At 59.6% G+C, this 14825-nt stretch carries 17 protein-coding genes and 1 pseudogene; 5 read left to right on the forward strand and 13 right to left on the reverse strand.

Going from position 1 to position 14825, the window contains the following annotated elements:
* Positions 1-109: 109 nt before the first annotated feature.
* From corA to M3P88_RS10300, 10 genes are all read right to left on the reverse strand, one after another.
* The gene (gene corA, locus M3P88_RS10255; protein ID WP_249615955.1) at positions 110-1150 is read right to left on the reverse strand and encodes a magnesium/cobalt transporter CorA; all 1041 of its coding nucleotides are present in this window, start codon (positions 1148-1150) and stop codon (positions 110-112) included.
* A 1-nt stretch (position 1151) separates the two neighbouring features.
* The gene (ppx, locus tag M3P88_RS10260) at positions 1152-2651 is read right to left on the reverse strand and encodes an exopolyphosphatase (RefSeq protein WP_249615956.1); all 1500 of its coding nucleotides are present in this window, start codon (positions 2649-2651) and stop codon (positions 1152-1154) included.
* 73 nt (positions 2652-2724) lie between these two features.
* Positions 2725-3435 carry a phosphate signaling complex protein PhoU gene (phoU, locus tag M3P88_RS10265; protein WP_249615957.1) on the reverse strand — a complete coding sequence of 237 codons (711 nt, stop codon included), beginning with the start codon at positions 3433-3435 and terminating at the stop codon, positions 2725-2727.
* Positions 3436-3506: 71 nt separating this feature from the next.
* The gene (gene rpiA, locus M3P88_RS10270; RefSeq protein WP_249615958.1) at positions 3507-4169 is read right to left on the reverse strand and encodes a ribose-5-phosphate isomerase RpiA; all 663 of its coding nucleotides are present in this window, start codon (positions 4167-4169) and stop codon (positions 3507-3509) included.
* 64 nt (positions 4170-4233) lie between these two features.
* Positions 4234-4713 carry a 2-C-methyl-D-erythritol 2,4-cyclodiphosphate synthase gene (gene ispF, locus M3P88_RS10275; protein WP_249615959.1) on the reverse strand — a complete coding sequence of 160 codons (480 nt, stop codon included), beginning with the start codon at positions 4711-4713 and terminating at the stop codon, positions 4234-4236.
* Positions 4714-5400: a 2-C-methyl-D-erythritol 4-phosphate cytidylyltransferase gene (ispD, locus tag M3P88_RS10280; RefSeq protein ID WP_249615960.1), complete on the reverse strand. Its 687-nt coding sequence runs from the start codon at positions 5398-5400 to the stop codon at positions 4714-4716.
* A complete protein-coding gene (gene dnaQ, locus M3P88_RS10285) occupies positions 5397-6113 on the reverse strand; it encodes a DNA polymerase III subunit epsilon (protein WP_249615961.1) in 717 nt (238 codons plus the stop codon). The genes ispD and dnaQ overlap by 4 nt, the downstream gene beginning before the upstream one ends.
* A 44-nt stretch (positions 6114-6157) precedes the next feature.
* Positions 6158-6601, reverse strand: a complete 444-nt coding sequence (rnhA, locus tag M3P88_RS10290) for a ribonuclease HI (protein WP_124735612.1) — start codon at positions 6599-6601, stop codon at positions 6158-6160.
* On the reverse strand, positions 6598-7329 hold the full coding sequence (locus M3P88_RS10295) for a class I SAM-dependent methyltransferase (protein ID WP_249615962.1): 732 nt from the start codon (positions 7327-7329) through the stop codon (positions 6598-6600). The genes rnhA and M3P88_RS10295 overlap by 4 nt, the downstream gene beginning before the upstream one ends.
* 115 nt (positions 7330-7444) lie before the next feature.
* Complete coding sequence (locus M3P88_RS10300; RefSeq protein ID WP_249615963.1) at positions 7445-8053, reverse strand: 3'-5' exonuclease; 609 nt, start codon at positions 8051-8053, stop codon at positions 7445-7447.
* Positions 8054-8189: 136 nt separating this feature from the next.
* Between M3P88_RS10300 and msrP the strand changes: the two genes are divergently transcribed.
* Together msrP and msrQ are read left to right on the forward strand one after the other, a co-directional pair.
* Complete coding sequence (gene msrP / locus M3P88_RS10305; RefSeq protein WP_249615964.1) at positions 8190-9122, forward strand: protein-methionine-sulfoxide reductase catalytic subunit MsrP; 933 nt, start codon at positions 8190-8192, stop codon at positions 9120-9122.
* Positions 9122-9718 (forward strand): protein-methionine-sulfoxide reductase heme-binding subunit MsrQ, encoded by a 597-nt coding sequence (gene msrQ, locus M3P88_RS10310; protein ID WP_249615965.1) that lies wholly within the window; start codon positions 9122-9124, stop codon positions 9716-9718. Before msrP ends, msrQ begins: the two co-directional genes overlap by 1 nt.
* Here the strand turns inward: msrQ and M3P88_RS10315 are convergent.
* Positions 9715-10122 carry a tRNA-binding protein gene (locus M3P88_RS10315; RefSeq protein ID WP_249615966.1) on the reverse strand — a complete coding sequence of 136 codons (408 nt, stop codon included), beginning with the start codon at positions 10120-10122 and terminating at the stop codon, positions 9715-9717. The genes msrQ and M3P88_RS10315 overlap by 4 nt on opposite strands.
* A gap of 96 nt (positions 10123-10218) precedes the next feature.
* Here M3P88_RS10315 and M3P88_RS10320 point away from each other — a divergent pair, with 96 nt between their 5' ends.
* The 3 genes and pseudogenes from M3P88_RS10320 (at position 10219) to M3P88_RS10325 (ending at position 13041) form a co-directional block, all read left to right on the forward strand.
* Positions 10219-10998, forward strand: coding sequence for an enoyl-CoA hydratase/isomerase family protein (locus tag M3P88_RS10320; protein ID WP_249615967.1), 780 nt, complete (start codon positions 10219-10221; stop codon positions 10996-10998).
* Positions 10999-11046: 48 nt separating this feature from the next.
* Positions 11047-11331: pseudogene (locus tag M3P88_RS16090) on the forward strand (YbaN family protein); the annotation flags it as partial.
* 168 nt (positions 11332-11499) lie between these two features.
* Positions 11500-13041, forward strand: coding sequence for an MFS transporter (locus tag M3P88_RS10325; protein WP_502798956.1), 1542 nt, complete (start codon positions 11500-11502; stop codon positions 13039-13041).
* Positions 13042-13057: 16 nt separating this feature from the next.
* Here M3P88_RS10325 and M3P88_RS10330 read toward each other — a convergent pair whose 3' ends face one another.
* A complete protein-coding gene (locus M3P88_RS10330; protein ID WP_249615969.1) occupies positions 13058-13705 on the reverse strand; it encodes a hypothetical protein in 648 nt (215 codons plus the stop codon).
* The gene (gene ribD / locus M3P88_RS10335) at positions 13698-14807 is read right to left on the reverse strand and encodes a bifunctional diaminohydroxyphosphoribosylaminopyrimidine deaminase/5-amino-6-(5-phosphoribosylamino)uracil reductase RibD (protein WP_249615970.1); all 1110 of its coding nucleotides are present in this window, start codon (positions 14805-14807) and stop codon (positions 13698-13700) included. The genes M3P88_RS10330 and ribD overlap by 8 nt, the downstream gene beginning before the upstream one ends.
* Positions 14808-14825 lie beyond the last annotated feature (18 nt).

Raw genomic sequence — 14825 nt, forward strand, 5'->3', positions numbered from 1 at the left:
CCTTGTTCGGAGGCGTCAACCACAAAAACCCAGTAAAAATACCCTTCACGCCCACAAAAACCATAAGACGCTGATTACAAAGAAAAAGACAAAATAAAAATCGATTAACTTACAACCAGCGCCGGCGCGAAAAACCAAATGCAATACCCACCCCTATCACGCCCATGACCGCCAAGACCGCAAAATAGCCCCAGCGCCAATGCAATTCAGGCATGTAATCGAAATTCATGCCGTAAATGCCGGCAATCAGCGTTAGCGGCATAAAGATGATGGAGATAATGGTCAGCACCCGCATCTGCACATTCAAGCGGTTGGACTGGATAGAAAGGTATAAATCAAGCATGCCTGCCACCATATCGCGTGAAGCATCCAGCGACTCGAGTAAATGCAGGCAATGATCAAACGCATCCCGTAACCACAAGCGGGTCTCCGGCCTGAACTGCGGCAGATCACCACGCGTCATCTGGTTGAGCATATCGCGTAGCGGCAACAGGGCGCGGCGCAAACGCATGCCTTCATGCTTAAGCCGGTGAATACTGCGTAGTACACCACCACTCTTGTCCGCCAGCAGCTGGCGATCTATCGACTCCACCCGGTTACCGAAATCATCCAGCACGCCAAAGTAATCATCAATGACTGCGTCAATCAGGGTATAAGCCAAAAAATCGGCACCATGCAGCCGCAACATGGAGTCGGGCTTTTTCAGCCGCTCGCGCACGGCACCGAAGACACCCAGCGGGTGCGGCTGGAATGTCAGCACAAAGCCCTGCCCCACCACCATATACATGGGCTCGGACTGCAAACGGCGCTCTTCACCCGCCAGATAGTGAAATACGCGTGTCGCCAGAAACAAGTAGCTATCGTACTCTTCGACCTTCGGCCGCTGCCGCACACTGAGGATGTCTTCCTGCACCAAAGGATGCAGACCGAAGCGCTGACCGATGGCCTGCATCAAGCCGGGATTGGCCAGGCCGTACACATTCAGCCACAACACCTCCGCCTTGGCTTGATAGGCCAGGCCTTCCGCCACACTGGAAAACAGTGTCTCGTGACAGCCCTGCGGGCCATACTCGATCAGGGAAACCGTTACCTCCCCATGTGGCACCCCATCCGGAACGGCAGCCTGATCCTTCAGCGCGGGAGCATGCATGCTAACGCCTCACCAGTTCCAGCTTGAAGCCGATTTTTTGCCACTGTGCGACATCTTGCTCGAAGGCACTGGCCGTCAATGGGTGACCATCCAGCCATGCGCCATCCAACACCAGCGCAAAACCCCGCGCCCGTGCCTGCAAATCAAGTTGCGCAGGCAAATCCAGCACCACGCGCCGACGGTAAAACAACACCGCCAATCGCAGCGCCACTACGGCATACCAATGGTCAGGCTTTTCCACCAAGGCCTGCATCTTGCCCATATCCCCACGATGCCCCAACACCAGCGTCGCCAACTCAGACTGCTCTCGCCGGGAAAAACCGGGCATGTCGGCATTTTGTAGAATGTAAGCGGCATGCTTGTGATAAGCCGTATGCGCAATCGTCAAACCGATTTCATGCAGCCGCGCCGCCCAGCGCAACTGCCTGAGCGTATCCGGCTCACAATCCTCCCCCGACAATTGCCGGTAAAACTGCTCGGCCAAAAACTGGATCCTATCAGCCTGCGCCACATCGACATGGTAACGCCGGGCAAAGGCTGCCACGGTCAGCTCACGCTGGTCGTGATCGCGCTGCCGACCCATCAGGTCATACAGCACACCATCACGCAACGCCCCCTCGCCCACGCTCATGACTTCGATGCCCAACTCTTCGAAAATAGCCAGCATAATCGCCAGCCCGCCCGGCATCACCGGCGCCCGGTCAGGTTTAAGGCCATTGATCGCCAGTGCATTAATGCGACCCGCGCGAATAAATGCCTCGCTCAATTGCACCATGCCGCCGTGAGTAATATCGCGCACCGACCAGTCATTCAGCTCCAGCATATCGCGCAGCGAACGGGCGGTACCGGAAGTGCCGATAGCGAGTTGCCACTGATCCCGGGTGTAGATATGACTGATACGCTGAATTTCATTGCGCGCCCCCAGCACCGCCGAGCGCATGGCTGCGCGGGTGATGTTTCCGTCGGGGAAATAGCGCATGGTGTAGCTGACGCAACCCAGTGGCAGACTTTCAGTCACGCGGGCACTGAACTGGCTACCCAGGATAAATTCGGTAGAACCACCTCCGATATCGACCACCAACCTGGACTCCGGCGTATTGGGCATGGCATGTGCGGCCCCCAGATACACCAGACGAGCCTCTTCACGCCCGGCAATAATTTCGATCGGAAACCCCAGCAAGGCCTCCGCTTCACGCATGAATTCGGGCGCATTACGCGCCACGCGCAGGGCATTGGTCCCCACCACACGCACCTGAGCGGGCTCGAAGCCGCGCAGACGCTCGCCAAAGCGGGCAAGACAGGCCAAAGCCCGCTGCCGTGTCGCTTCATCCAGTACTTTATCCGCATTAAGCCCGGCCCCCAGCCGCACGGTCTCTTTTAAAGAGTCCAGCGTAAACAACTGGCGGTCAAGCACACGCGCAATTTGCAGACGAAAGCTGTTCGATCCCAGATCGGCGGCAGCCAGTACGGTATAGGGAGAATCGCTAGGGGAGAGAGGCAAAACAGCGTTCCAAAAGTGGCGAAAATAAAAAAGCGGTAACCATGTTACCGCTTTTTTTCAGCCTTTGGCGTATCTAGCCGGCCGTCAGGCCGATTTCACGCTTGATCTCTTCAATCGAGGTATGGCGTATATCCTTGCCTTTGACCAGATAAACCACATACTCGGAAATATTCTTCGAATGGTCGCCAATGCGCTCAATGGCCTTGGCAATAAACAGGGTATCGATGGACATGCTGATCGTGCGCGGATCTTCCATCATAAAGGTCATCAACTGGCGCAGCTCGGCAGTAAAGTCTTCATCCAGCCCCTTGTCCTCCTCTGCCAGCTCGAGTGCCGCGCTGGCATCCAGCCGGGCAAAAGCATCCAGCGCGCGGCGCAACATATTGACCGCCACCTCGGCCATCTTGCTGACCTCGCGAAAACGCGGCAGCTGGTAGCGCTCCGAGGTGTAGATGATCTTGCCCATGCGCGCTATTTTCTGCGCCTCATCGCCGATGCGTTCCAAATCGGTAATGGTCTTGATCACCGAAATCACCATGCGCAAATCGCTGGCGGCCGGCTGACGGCGGGCAATAATGTGCTGGCAGTCTTCATCAATCGCCACTTCCAGAGCATTGACCAGCGCATCATTCACAATCACTTTGTCAAAACGCTCGATATCGCCAGTAAGCAGCGCATCAATAGCGGAGAGGATCTGCTGCTCAACCAGCCCACCCATTTGCAACACACGGGTACGCACGGTCTCCAGCTCAAGGTCAAATTGCTTGGAAATATGATCAGACATGAAAGACTCGCAACGACAGATACAGAGGGCTGCATGCTAACAAGTCAACATGACAGCCCTATTACAGGAAATTAACGCAAGACCTCAACACCACTCTCGCGGGCCAGCAACAAAACATCGGCACGACGGCGGGCAAACAAGCCGCAAGTCACGACCCCGGCCAGATGATTGATCAGCTCTTCCATTTCAACCGGCTTGGCAATGTGCAGGCCATACACATCCAGGATGATGTTGCCGTTATCGGTGATGAAATCAGGGCGCAGTTCGGGATGGCCACCCAGTTTGACCAACTCGCGCGCCACAAAACTGCGCGCCATCGGAATCACCTCGATCGGCACCGGAAACTTGCCCAGCACATCTACATACTTGGAAGCGTCAGCAATGCAGATAAACTCCTGAGCGGCTGCGGCTACAATCTTTTCCCGCGTCAGCGCACCGCCACCACCCTTGATCATATGCAGGTAGTGGTTCACTTCGTCCGCACCATCGATGTAAACCGGGATCTCGTCCACGCTATTGAGATCAAACACCGGAATATGATGTGCCTTGAGGCGTGCCGTACTGGCTTCAGAGCTGGAGACCGCCCCCTTGATGCGACCCTTCATGGTCGCAGCCAATTCTTCGATAAAGATATTGACCGTACTGCCGGTACCGATACCGATGATGGCGTCCTCGGGCACGAATTCCAGCGCTTTTCTGGCCGCAGCCAATTTCAATTGATCAGGGGTAAGCATAGAAGGCTCCGTAGCGGGTTATCTAGTCACTTCAATTATTCCACACCCAGACATTTATGTCGTACTAATGTGCAGCCATCAGTAAACAAACCGCTTGCGCCTCTATGGCCTCACATCGTCCAAGATAGCCCAAAGTCTCGTTGGTCTTGCCCTTGATATTGACGGCACCGACATCAATGGCCAGATCCGCAGCAAGATTAGCGCGCATGGCATCGATATGCGGTGCCAGTTTCGGCTGCTGTGCAATCAGCGTGGCATCCACATTCACCACTTGCCAACCGGCTGCCCGCACGCGCGCCAGCGCCTCGCGCAGCAAAATCCGGCTATCCGCCCCCTTGAAGGAGGCATCGGTATCGGGAAACAAGCGACCGATATCACCCAGCGCCGCAGCACCCAGCACCGCGTCGGTTACCGCATGCAGCAAAGCATCGGCGTCGGAATGACCAAGCAAACCTTTATCATGCGGTATTTCCAGTCCGCCCAAAATCAAGGGCCGCCCCTCGACTAAACGGTGTACATCGTAACCCTGTCCGATACGGAACATTCAACCCTCCTTGCCAGCTGCGAGAATGGCACGCGCCAGCGCCAGATCAGCCGGATACGTAACCTTGAAGTTTTGCGCCTCGCCCTCGACAAGACGCGGCTGCAAGCCCAGCATTTCGATCGCCGAGGCTTCGTCCGTGATCGCCGCCTCAACGCCATTTTTCAGGGCGCGCAACAATTGCGCACAGCGGAACATCTGCGGGGTTTGCGCCAGCCACAAGCCTTCGCGCGGGATGGTCTTGCTGACATGGCCATCGGCCGTCGCCCGTTTCACCGTATCGGCCACCGGCAAAGCCAGCAAACCACCGATCTCGTCATCCGCCACGCGGGCAATCAGCCGCTCCACCATGGCGACCGTCAGACAACAGCGCGCAGCATCGTGCACCAGCACCCAATCCTCTCCGGCAGCGGCAAGCGCAGCCAGACCGTTGTGTACACTGGCTGCACGGCTAGAACCGCCGACCCGCAACACTTCCAGTTTGGGAATATCCCAGTCAAAGCTGTCAAACCAGTCGTCTTCCGGTGAAATCACCACCACGACCCGCGTCATGGCGGGCACGGCAGCCAGCACCGACAAGGTGTGCCACATCAGCGGCTTACCCAATAGCTGCAAATACTGCTTGGGACTGGGCGCACCAAAGCGGCTGCCCGATCCGGCGGCCGGCACCAGCGCAATATAAGCACTCATGCCTGCGCCTCCGCTTCCAGCTGACGCCAGACACATACCCCCTTGACCGACTTGTCCAGCGCATCCAGATACTGCGCATGTTCAGCCAGTTCATTCTCGCTGGCGCGCAAGACCGGAATGGGCTTGCGTTCATAGTTCAGCAACGCCAGCGTCTCAAGCCCGCTCTCCTCCTGCTCGACATCCATTGCCAGACTTTCCTGGCCACGCGTCATCCACAGATAGACTTCTGCCAGCAACTCGCAGTCGATCAGGGCACCGTGCACCGTCCGGTTGGAGCGGTCGACATCAAAACGGTCACACAAGGCATCCAGGCTATTGCGCTTGCCCGGGAACTGGTCGCGCGCCATCACCAGCGTATCGATCACACCGGCACATTGCGCTGCGGTCATCGGCAAGCCGGCACGCTCGAACTCGGCATTCATAAAGCCGATATCAAACGGGGCGTTGTGAATGATCAGCTCGCCATCGGCGATAAAGTCGGAGATTTCAGCCGCGACATCGGCAAAACGCGGCTTGCCCTCGAGGAACTCGAGCGAAATACCGTGCACGCGCTGTGCATCGGGGTCAATCGCCCGCTCCGGGTGCATATACAGATGCAAATGGCGCCCGGTCAGTTTGCGGTCGACCATTTCCAGCGCAGCAAATTCGATAATACGGTGCCCTTGCGACGGCTCAAGGCCGGTCGTCTCGGTGTCGAGAATAATCTGTCTCATGGGAAATTCCGGATGGCCGTGCTGTATCAGCCACGGCTTGTCTATCAGTGTGCTAGCGTCACGCCGCGATTGGCCAACTCGTCAGCCCGCTCGTTGAATTCATGGCCGGCGTGGCCTTTGACCCAGCGCCAGTCCACCGACAAATGCCGGTTGCGCTCGGCATCCAGCGCCTGCCACAGGTCGGCATTCTTGACCGGTGCCTTGGCGGCCGTTTTCCAGCCACGCAGCTTCCAGCCGTGTATCCACTCGGAAATGCCTTTTTGCACATATTGCGAATCGGTATACACCACGACATGGCAAGGCCGGGTCAGCGCCTTAAGCGCTTCGATCACGGCCAAGAGTTCCATGCGGTTATTGGTGGTCCCCAACTCGCCGCCACACAACTCTTTCTCCTTGCCCTTAAAGCGCAACAATGCGCCCCAGCCCCCGGGCCCGGGGTTGCCCTTGCAGGCACCATCAGAATAAATTTCAACCTTATCTTGCGTCATAGTGTCTCATCGTGAGGATTATCTACTGCATGGCGCCGGTCACCCAGCACCGCGAGATTGGCCACCGGCACGCGCGCTTGCCAGCGCGGCTTGATCAGACGCATACCGCGCTGGCGCTTGATCGCACTGATGCCATAGACCCCCGCGACCAAAGGCCAGCAACGATGACCGACCCGCTCCATAAATTGCCAGTGGGCCAGCCAGTCCTGCCGGTCAAGCGGCGGGGCATAGCACATGAATACGCTGTCGGACAGCTCGAAGCCCAATAATTCGAACCAGTCCTTCAAACGGGACAGGCGCAGAAAATTTCCGCTCCACGGCACTTTGCTGCGTCCTTGCAGCAGGCGACGCCCACCCCAAGCCGAGAACGGGTTAAAACCGGTCAACACCAGCCGCCCCTCAGGCACCAGCACCCGTTCGGCTTCGCGCAACACCTGATGCGGATGGGCGGTAAAATCCAGCGTATGCGGCAGTAGCAACAAATCCAGGCTGCGGGAGTCGATAGGCAATTGCGCGGCATCACAACGTACGGCAACGGATCCCGAGTCACCGACACAGGTGCGCCACGGCATACGGTTGGCGCGCAGAAAATCATGACCGGGCGCACCAAACTGCAGCGCACGAAAGCCGAACGCATCGGCAACCGCCGCGTCGAAATAGGCCTGTTCGCTCTGCAACAGATACTGCCCGAGCCCGCCCTCATCCAGCCAGCTTGAAAATGTGCTCATAACCGATTGCTTAAACCGCGTGAGTCGCGCGTGCCCCGCGGGCATGCATCAGGTCATTATATCCGAAGCTGCCGTGCGATCAGCCGCCCTGCGGCGGCGAAGCGACACCGGCGCATCAGATGGCTTGTCCCTGCAACCAGGCGCCGACCTTGGCCGCCGGCTGCTTTTGCAGCTTGCACAGCAAACGATGCGTCACCTCGGTCAGCCCATAGTGCTGCTGCAGATGTGAGGCCAGATAAAGCGCCAGATTGGCCGCCATTTCGGTGTCAGCCAAGGCGCGGTGGGCGCGGCCGGTGTCGGGCAGACCCAGATAGCGGTTAAGCGTACCCAGCTTATGATTGGGTGCTTGCGGCAGCAAACGGCGCGCCAGCAACATCGAGCAGGCGAAATCCTGCGTGCGGCTTAGCCCCAGCAGGCCCAATTCGTAATCCCAGAATTTTTTGTCGAACGAGGCATTGTGCGCCAGCAAGGGCGTAGAACCGACAAAGCGGGCCGCTTCCTGCATCACCTCGCGCGCAGGGGGTGCGCTTTTAAGCATCGCGTTGCTAATGCCGGTCAGGCGCTCGATATCAGACGGAATCCACACGCCGGCATTCATCAGGCTTTGGTAGCGATCCACCATCTTCCCGTTTTCGACCAGTATCACCGCGATTTCGGTTGCCCGGCAGCGGGAGCCAGGGGAGAGTCCGTTGGTTTCAAAGTCGATGACGGCAATACGTTCCATACTGTATGGGTATCCAGAAGCAAGGCAAGAGCCGGCACTATGCCGCCTCATGCAGTAAAAGGCAAAGACGCCACGCTTGCCAGCGTCCCGACTCCCGACCAAACTGCATCACCGCTAGCGCAAACGAAAGTACATCATGCCTCTGATCCGGTTAAGCGATCCCAACGCTCCTCTTTCGTCCGAGATCACCCCGCAGGCGGTGTATCTGGACCGTCGCCGCTTTCTGGCGACTGGTGCCGCCGGCGTAGCGGGCCTGCTCTTGCCCGAGGCGCACGCCGCCACGCTCAAGGCGCTGCCCAGCGCCTATTCGCTCAAGGAAAAGCCCAACTCGCTGGACGAGATCACCCACTACAACAATTTTTACGAATTCGGCAGCAGCAAGACCGACCCGGCCAAGTATGCAGGACAACTGGTGGTCGACCCGTGGACACTGAAAATCGGCGGCCATGTCGCCAAGCCGCTGACGCTGGACTATGACCAGCTATTTCGTATTGCGCCACTGGAAGAGCGTATCTACCGTCTGCGCTGCGTCGAGGGCTGGTCCATGGTGATTCCGTGGATAGGCGTGCCGCTGGCCAGCCTGCTCAAACAGGTGCAGCCAAGCAGCAAGGGGCGCTTCGTGCAGTTTGTCACACTGGAGCGCCCAAGCCAGATGCCGGGCCAGCGTACCGATTTGCTGCCGTGGCCTTATCGCGAAGGCTTGCGCATCGATGAAGCCATGAATCCGCTCACCTTGCTGGCCGTCGGCCTGTATGGCGAAACCCTGCCCAAGCAGAACGGCGCGCCCATCCGCCTGGTCGTGCCATGGAAGTATGGTTTTAAAAGCATCAAGTCCATCGTCGCCATCAATCTGGTCGAGCAGCAACCCACCACCACCTGGCAGCAGTTGGCGCCCAATGAATACGGTTTCTTTGCCAATGTGAACCCCGAAGTCGACCATCCGCGCTGGAGTCAGGCCAATGAGCGCCGCGTGGGCGAGTTTTCACGGCGCAAGACACTGATGTTCAACGGCTATGGCGAACAAGTGGCAGGGATGTATTCGAAACTGGATTTGAGGCGCTGGTTCTGATGGCCGCCCGCCCCTTGCCCTTCTGGGCCAAACCTTTGCTGTTTGCCTTGTGTGCGCTGCCGCTGCTACACGCCGCCTGGCGGGTTTACCAGGGCGAGGCCGCCGATCCGGCCGATTACCTGACGCGTGAAAGCGGCTGGTGGGCACTGACGCTCTTGCTGGCAACACTCACCATCACGCCGCTGGTCAAGCTGGGACACTGGCCGCAACTGATGCGCCTGCGCCGCATGCTGGGCCTGTATGCGTTTGCCTATGCCAGCGTGCATCTGGCCATTTATCTGCTGCTTAGCGGTGGCGACCTTGCCATCATCGGCGACGACATCATGAAAAGCCCGTATATCGTGGTCGGCTTTAGTGCCTGGCTGTTGCTGCTGCCGCTGGCCATCACCTCGACCGATGGCTGGATGCGCCGCCTCAAGCGTCGCTGGAGCCAGTTGCACCGGCTGATCTATCCGGCAAGCATGCTCGCCGTCATCCATTTCTGGTGGCTGACCAAGTCGGATATGCGCCAGCCGCTGCTGTTCGCCCTGTTGCTGGGTGTATTGCTTGTCTGGCGCGTATGGCGACGCCGCGTACCGGGGGCGCGCAGCGCTTAACCGGCGCGCACGCCGTTGGGCACGGCAAACTCGGGCTGGGCCAGCGCCGCCGGTAGCAAACCGTCGGCGTAGCCGATATCGAACATCATGCCTTCCGACATCACGCCGCACATCTTTTTCGGTGCCAGATTCACCACAAACAAAGCCTGCAGCCCGGTCAGTGCCGCCGGGTCAGCACGCTCTTGCTTGATGCCGCATAAAATGGTGCGCTGAAAATCGCCAAAATCGACGGACAACTGCACCAGTTTATCGGAGCCGGCCACATCACTCACCGCGCGAATCGTACCGCAACGGATATCGAGCTTGTCCAGATCGGCCAGCGTAATCAGGGGTTTGACGGCAGCACTCATGATCATGACCTCATCGGTAACAACGAATACCCCGACCTTAGCACGGCCTGCCACAAACAACCCGTTTGGTATATGCTGTGGCACAAAAAAACACGCCACACCAACGCAGCAGCACGCCAACAAAACACGGGGAATACGATGCACACCAGCATGATCAATTTTGAAATCCGCGACAGCATTGCCTGGCTGACACTCACCCGCCCGGCCGCCTTCAATGCCCTGAATACGGCGGGCATTATCGAACTGAGCGAAATCGCCAACCGCCTGTCGCACGACAAGAAGGTGCGGGCACTGGTGATCACCGGCAGCGGCGACAAGGCTTTTTGCGCCGGCGGCGATGTCAGCACTTTTGTCGAGCAATCGGCACGGGTGGGCGAATTACTGCAGGAAATGACCGACCCCTTGAATATCGCCGTTGCCCGGCTGATGCGGCTGGATATCCCGGTGATTGCCGCAGTCAACGGCGTGGCCGCCGGTGTAGGGCTGAGTCTGGTCGCGCTGGCCGATATCGCAATTTGCAGCGACAACGCGCGCTTTACCACTGCCTACACCCAGATCGGCTATACGCCGGATGGCGGCTCCAGCTGGCTGCTGCCGCGCCTGATCGGCCAGCGCCGCGCCATGGAGCTTTACCTGACCGGACGCACCCTCTCTGCCGCCGAAGCACTGGACTGGGGCCTGGTCAATCAGGTGGTCGCCGCAGACGCACTGGCCGACACCGTAGCCCATCTGGCACGCCGCCTGGCACAGGGGCCGACCCGCGCCTATGGCAAGGTCAAGGCCCTGCTGCTGGAAACACATCAAAATACGCTGGAAAACCATCTGGCACTGGAAGCACGCACCATCATCGCGCAAAGCCAGACCCTTGATGGCCATGAGGGCGTGCGCGCCTTTGTCGAAAAGCGCAAACCCGACTTTCGCGGCGAATAAAGCGTGAACGACAAGCATGATGTGCAACAGCAGCATCGCTCGCGTACGCTGCGCATCTTGCTTGCCGCCTGCGGCTGCCTGGCCTTGCTGTTAGGTCTGGCCGGCGTCTTTCTGCCTTTGCTGCCGACCACGCCCTTTGTCTTGCTGGCCGCCGCCTGTTTTGCCAAAAGCTCGCCGCGCCTGCACCGCGCGCTACTGGCGCACCAGCTGGCGGGCCCCATTATCCGCGAGTGGCAGACGCACCGCAGCATGCCCCCCGGCGTCAAACCCTGGGCGCTCACCCTGATCTGTCTGTCTTTCGGCAGCAGCATGCTGCTGGTGCCTGGCAACGGACACCGCCTGCTGCTGGCGATTATTGCCGCCATACTGCTTGGCTTTTTGCTAAGAATACCCGTACGCGCAAACGCCGAGCGCCCGCAAGCCGGACCGATTCTGCGCTTACTGGACAGCCATCTATTCGCGCTTGGGCGCGAAATGCGCATCAGCTACCTGCCCCCTTTGATGGTCTATGTCGCCGCCGGCATTCAGGGGCTGACCGGCATCGTCGGCACCTTTTTCGTCAAGGACTACCTCGGTCTGTCGGCCGAGTTTCTTGCGGCACTGGGCTTTTGGGCGGGCATCCCCTGGGCGTTGAAAATGCCGCTAGGCCATCTTGTCGACCTGATGTGGCGGCACAAAAACTGGCTGGTCTATCTGGGGGCGACGCTGATTGCCATCAGCCTGTCCATCATGGCGCTGCTGATCGGCCAGCGCGAAGCCATGGCGGCCATCATGCATGTCAATGCCTGGTATGTACTGGCCAGTTTGCTGGCGCCCATCGGTTATGTGCTGCAGGACGCGGTCGCCGATGCGATGACGGTCGAGGCCGTGCCGCACATCCATAGTGATGGCAGCCCTTGCCTACCCGAAGAAATACGCCGCATGCACACCACGATGCAGACGCTGGGACGGGTCGCCATTATCGGCGGCAGCATTTTGGTGGCGCTGGCCAATCTGTGGCTGTTTGACGGCAGTGCCGCGCTGGCACGCGCCGAACAGGCCGTGCTTTACCGCGATATTTACCTGATGGCGCTGGCCATTCCGCTCATTTCGGTCGCCGGTGTCCTGCTGGCAGGCCAGTTACAGCGCCAGCGGGTGAAAAAGCTGCGCCGGCACGGCCTGTCCGATCAGGCCATACGCGAACTGACGGCACACAGCAGCGGCTCCACCGAGATCAACTGGAAGCTACTGGGGGGCAGTGCGGCATTTGTGGCGTTTACCTTGCTGATGGGCATGTCGGAGGCGACCTACGGTCAAGAGGCCATTTTTACCGGTTCGCTACTGATTATTGTACTGCTGATGGCCCGCCTGACTCGCGCACTGGCACCAGAGGCAAGGCGCACACTGCTGGGCACTGCGCTGCTGATCTTTATGTTCCGGGCCGCCCCCGCCCCCGGTGCCGGCGTCACGTGGTGGAGCATAGACACGCTGGGCTTCGATGCCCACTTCTTTGCCACCTTGTCGCTGATTGGCAGCGTACTGACGCTGGCCGGCATGTTTGCCTTGCGCCGCTTTATGGCCGAGCGCTCGATGCAATACATTATTGTCTTTCTCACCCTGGCCCAGCTTCTGCTCTCGCTGCCGACGCTGGCGATGAGTCTGGGGCTGCACCAATGGACGGCAAGCTTAAGCGGCGGCATCATCGATGCCCGCTTTATTGCGCTGATCGACACCGCCTTGTCCTCGCCGCTGGGACAAATCGCCATGATTCCGATGCTGGCATGGATAGCCAACTCGGCGCCGGCCGAACTGAAAGCCACCTATTTTGCCGTGATGGCCTCGTTCACCAATCTCGCCCTATCGGCCAGCGAACTGGGCACCAAATACCTGAACCGTATCTTTACCCTGACACGCGAGGTACGCAACCCGGCCAATGGCACGCTGATCACGCCCGCCGACTATAGCGAACTGACCGCGCTACTCCTTGCCGCCATGCTGATCGGCGTACTGCTGCCGCTATTGGCAATTGCCACCACCCGCTGGCTGCGCCTGAAAACCGAGTAAGCTCCGGCAAAAACCGCTATGCCGGCTGATGGCGCGCGCGCGCATGCGGAAAGGTCAGCCAGTAGTAATAGAACTCCCGCGAGATCTGCAAAAAATCATCACCCCATGCCTGTACCCCTGGCTGCAGCAGCATGCCGTCCACCGCCATACGATAACTGTCCGCATGATGCGGCTGATCCCGCAGCAAAAATAGCAAAGGCTTGATCAGCGCCTCATACTGTTCCAGCAAACGGGCATCGACACCATTTTCATACAACTCGCCCAGATAGATTTCCAGCGCTGGCGGAAAATCAGCAAAGCCGCTTTGCACCATCTGGGCTTGCAACTCGGATAGCGAACCGGCCAGGGGTACGCTCGGGTGCAGCGTGGTAAAAAAATCGCCGCGCGCATTTTTGCGCGCCAAGCGCGCCACATCCCCCAGCCAGAAATAATAGTACTCGCGTACCGTCGCCAGCACGGCCGGATGCTCTGCCGCCGCGCAATGCGCAAGCAGCGCATCCACCGCCAGCCGGTAATGATCCGGCTGCAAAGGCAGGCCTTGCAAACGGGCATTTAATATCGTCAGCAGCACGCGGCGGCGCGCACACACGGCAGGCTCCGCGCCCTTGCCGGCCAGAAGCTGCAAATAGGCCTGCAGCGCGGCCGCCAGATACGCCTTATCCACTGCCTTCCCTTCCGCTCACACCCAGTGTCAGGCGCATATCCGTCCCCACCTGGCGCGCATCACGCCAAACCAGTTGTTGCTTATCCGCCAGACTTTGCAATTCGGGCCAGGCAAACAGGCCGCGCGCCGCATCACCGATCAGGCAAGGCGCCAGATACAAAACCAGCTCATCCACCAGAGCGGCCGCGATCAGGGCACCGCCCAAACCGGCGCCGGCTTCGACCATCAACTCGCCCACGCCGCGCGCCGCCAGCACCGCCATCAGCGCGGCAAGATCAACCCGCCCTTCCGCCCCCGGCAAGGCCAGAACTTCAACCCCATGCGCCAGCCACGGCTGATGGCGCGCCACATCGCATACCGCGGTCACCAGCAGGGTCGGCGCATCCGCCGCATAAATACGCGCCGCCGGCGAAGTTTGCAAAGACCCGTCCACCACCACGCGCAAGGGCTGGCGCGCGGTAGCAATTTCGCGCACCGTCAATTGCGGGTCATCGGCCAGTACCGTGCCGCTGCCGGTGAGAATGGCGCAGGAGCGCGCACGCAGCGCCTGCACATCATGACGTGCCTGTGGCCCGGTAATCCACTGGCTTTGCCCGTTCAATAGCGCCGTTTTGCCATCCAGCGAAGCCGCGGCCTTAAGCGTGACCCATGGCCGGGCACGGCTGACACGCGATACAAAGCCCTTGTTCAGCGCTGCCGCTTCGCTGGCCAGCAAACCAGAGGCGGTGTCGATACCGGCTGCCGCCAGCATGGCCAGGCCGCGCCCGGCCACCTCGTGATACGGATCGACCATGGCCGCCACCACGCGCGCAACACCGGCGTCGATCAAGGCCTGCGCGCAAGGCGGGGTGCGCCCGTAATGACTGCAAGGCTCCAGCGTGACATAGGCGGTGGCGCCACGCGCACGCGCCCCCGCTTCGCGCAAGGCAAATACCTCGGCATGGGGCTCGCCGGCCCGCACATGCCAGCCCTCGCCCACCACTTCCCCGTCTCGCACCAGCACGCAGCCCACGCGCGGATTGGGGGTGGTGCTATTCAACCCCAACGCAGCCAGGCGCAAGGCCTGCTGCATATGCAAATGATCGGCAGCGCTAAACGACATGACAGCTCCCGCGACCGG

It is taken from the genome of Craterilacuibacter sp. RT1T, from assembly GCF_023502145.1.
In the GTDB taxonomy this organism is placed as follows: domain Bacteria; phylum Pseudomonadota; class Gammaproteobacteria; order Burkholderiales; family Chromobacteriaceae; genus Craterilacuibacter.

Coding starts and splice junctions, on each gene's coding strand:
- ispF (WP_249615959.1), bottom strand. CDS start 4,713: ATGTTCCGTATCGGACAGGGTTACGATGTACACCGTTTAGTCGAGGGG.
- ispD (WP_249615960.1), bottom strand. CDS start 5,400: ATGAGTGCTTATATTGCGCTGGTGCCGGCCGCCGGATCGGGCAGCCGC.
- dnaQ (WP_249615961.1), bottom strand. CDS start 6,113: ATGAGACAGATTATTCTCGACACCGAGACGACCGGCCTTGAGCCGTCG.
- msrP (WP_249615964.1), top strand. CDS start 8,190: ATGCCTCTGATCCGGTTAAGCGATCCCAACGCTCCTCTTTCGTCCGAG.
- rnhA (WP_124735612.1), bottom strand. CDS start 6,601: ATGACGCAAGATAAGGTTGAAATTTATTCTGATGGTGCCTGCAAGGGC.
- msrQ (WP_249615965.1), top strand. CDS start 9,122: ATGGCCGCCCGCCCCTTGCCCTTCTGGGCCAAACCTTTGCTGTTTGCC.
- M3P88_RS10325 (WP_502798956.1), top strand. CDS start 11,500: ATGGTCTATGTCGCCGCCGGCATTCAGGGGCTGACCGGCATCGTCGGC.
- corA (WP_249615955.1), bottom strand. CDS start 1,150: ATGCATGCTCCCGCGCTGAAGGATCAGGCTGCCGTTCCGGATGGGGTG.
- rpiA (WP_249615958.1), bottom strand. CDS start 4,169: ATGCTTACCCCTGATCAATTGAAATTGGCTGCGGCCAGAAAAGCGCTG.
- phoU (WP_249615957.1), bottom strand. CDS start 3,435: ATGTCTGATCATATTTCCAAGCAATTTGACCTTGAGCTGGAGACCGTG.
- M3P88_RS10320 (WP_249615967.1), top strand. CDS start 10,219: ATGATCAATTTTGAAATCCGCGACAGCATTGCCTGGCTGACACTCACC.
- M3P88_RS10295 (WP_249615962.1), bottom strand. CDS start 7,329: ATGAGCACATTTTCAAGCTGGCTGGATGAGGGCGGGCTCGGGCAGTAT.
- ribD (WP_249615970.1), bottom strand. CDS start 14,807: ATGTCGTTTAGCGCTGCCGATCATTTGCATATGCAGCAGGCCTTGCGC.
- M3P88_RS10300 (WP_249615963.1), bottom strand. CDS start 8,053: ATGGAACGTATTGCCGTCATCGACTTTGAAACCAACGGACTCTCCCCT.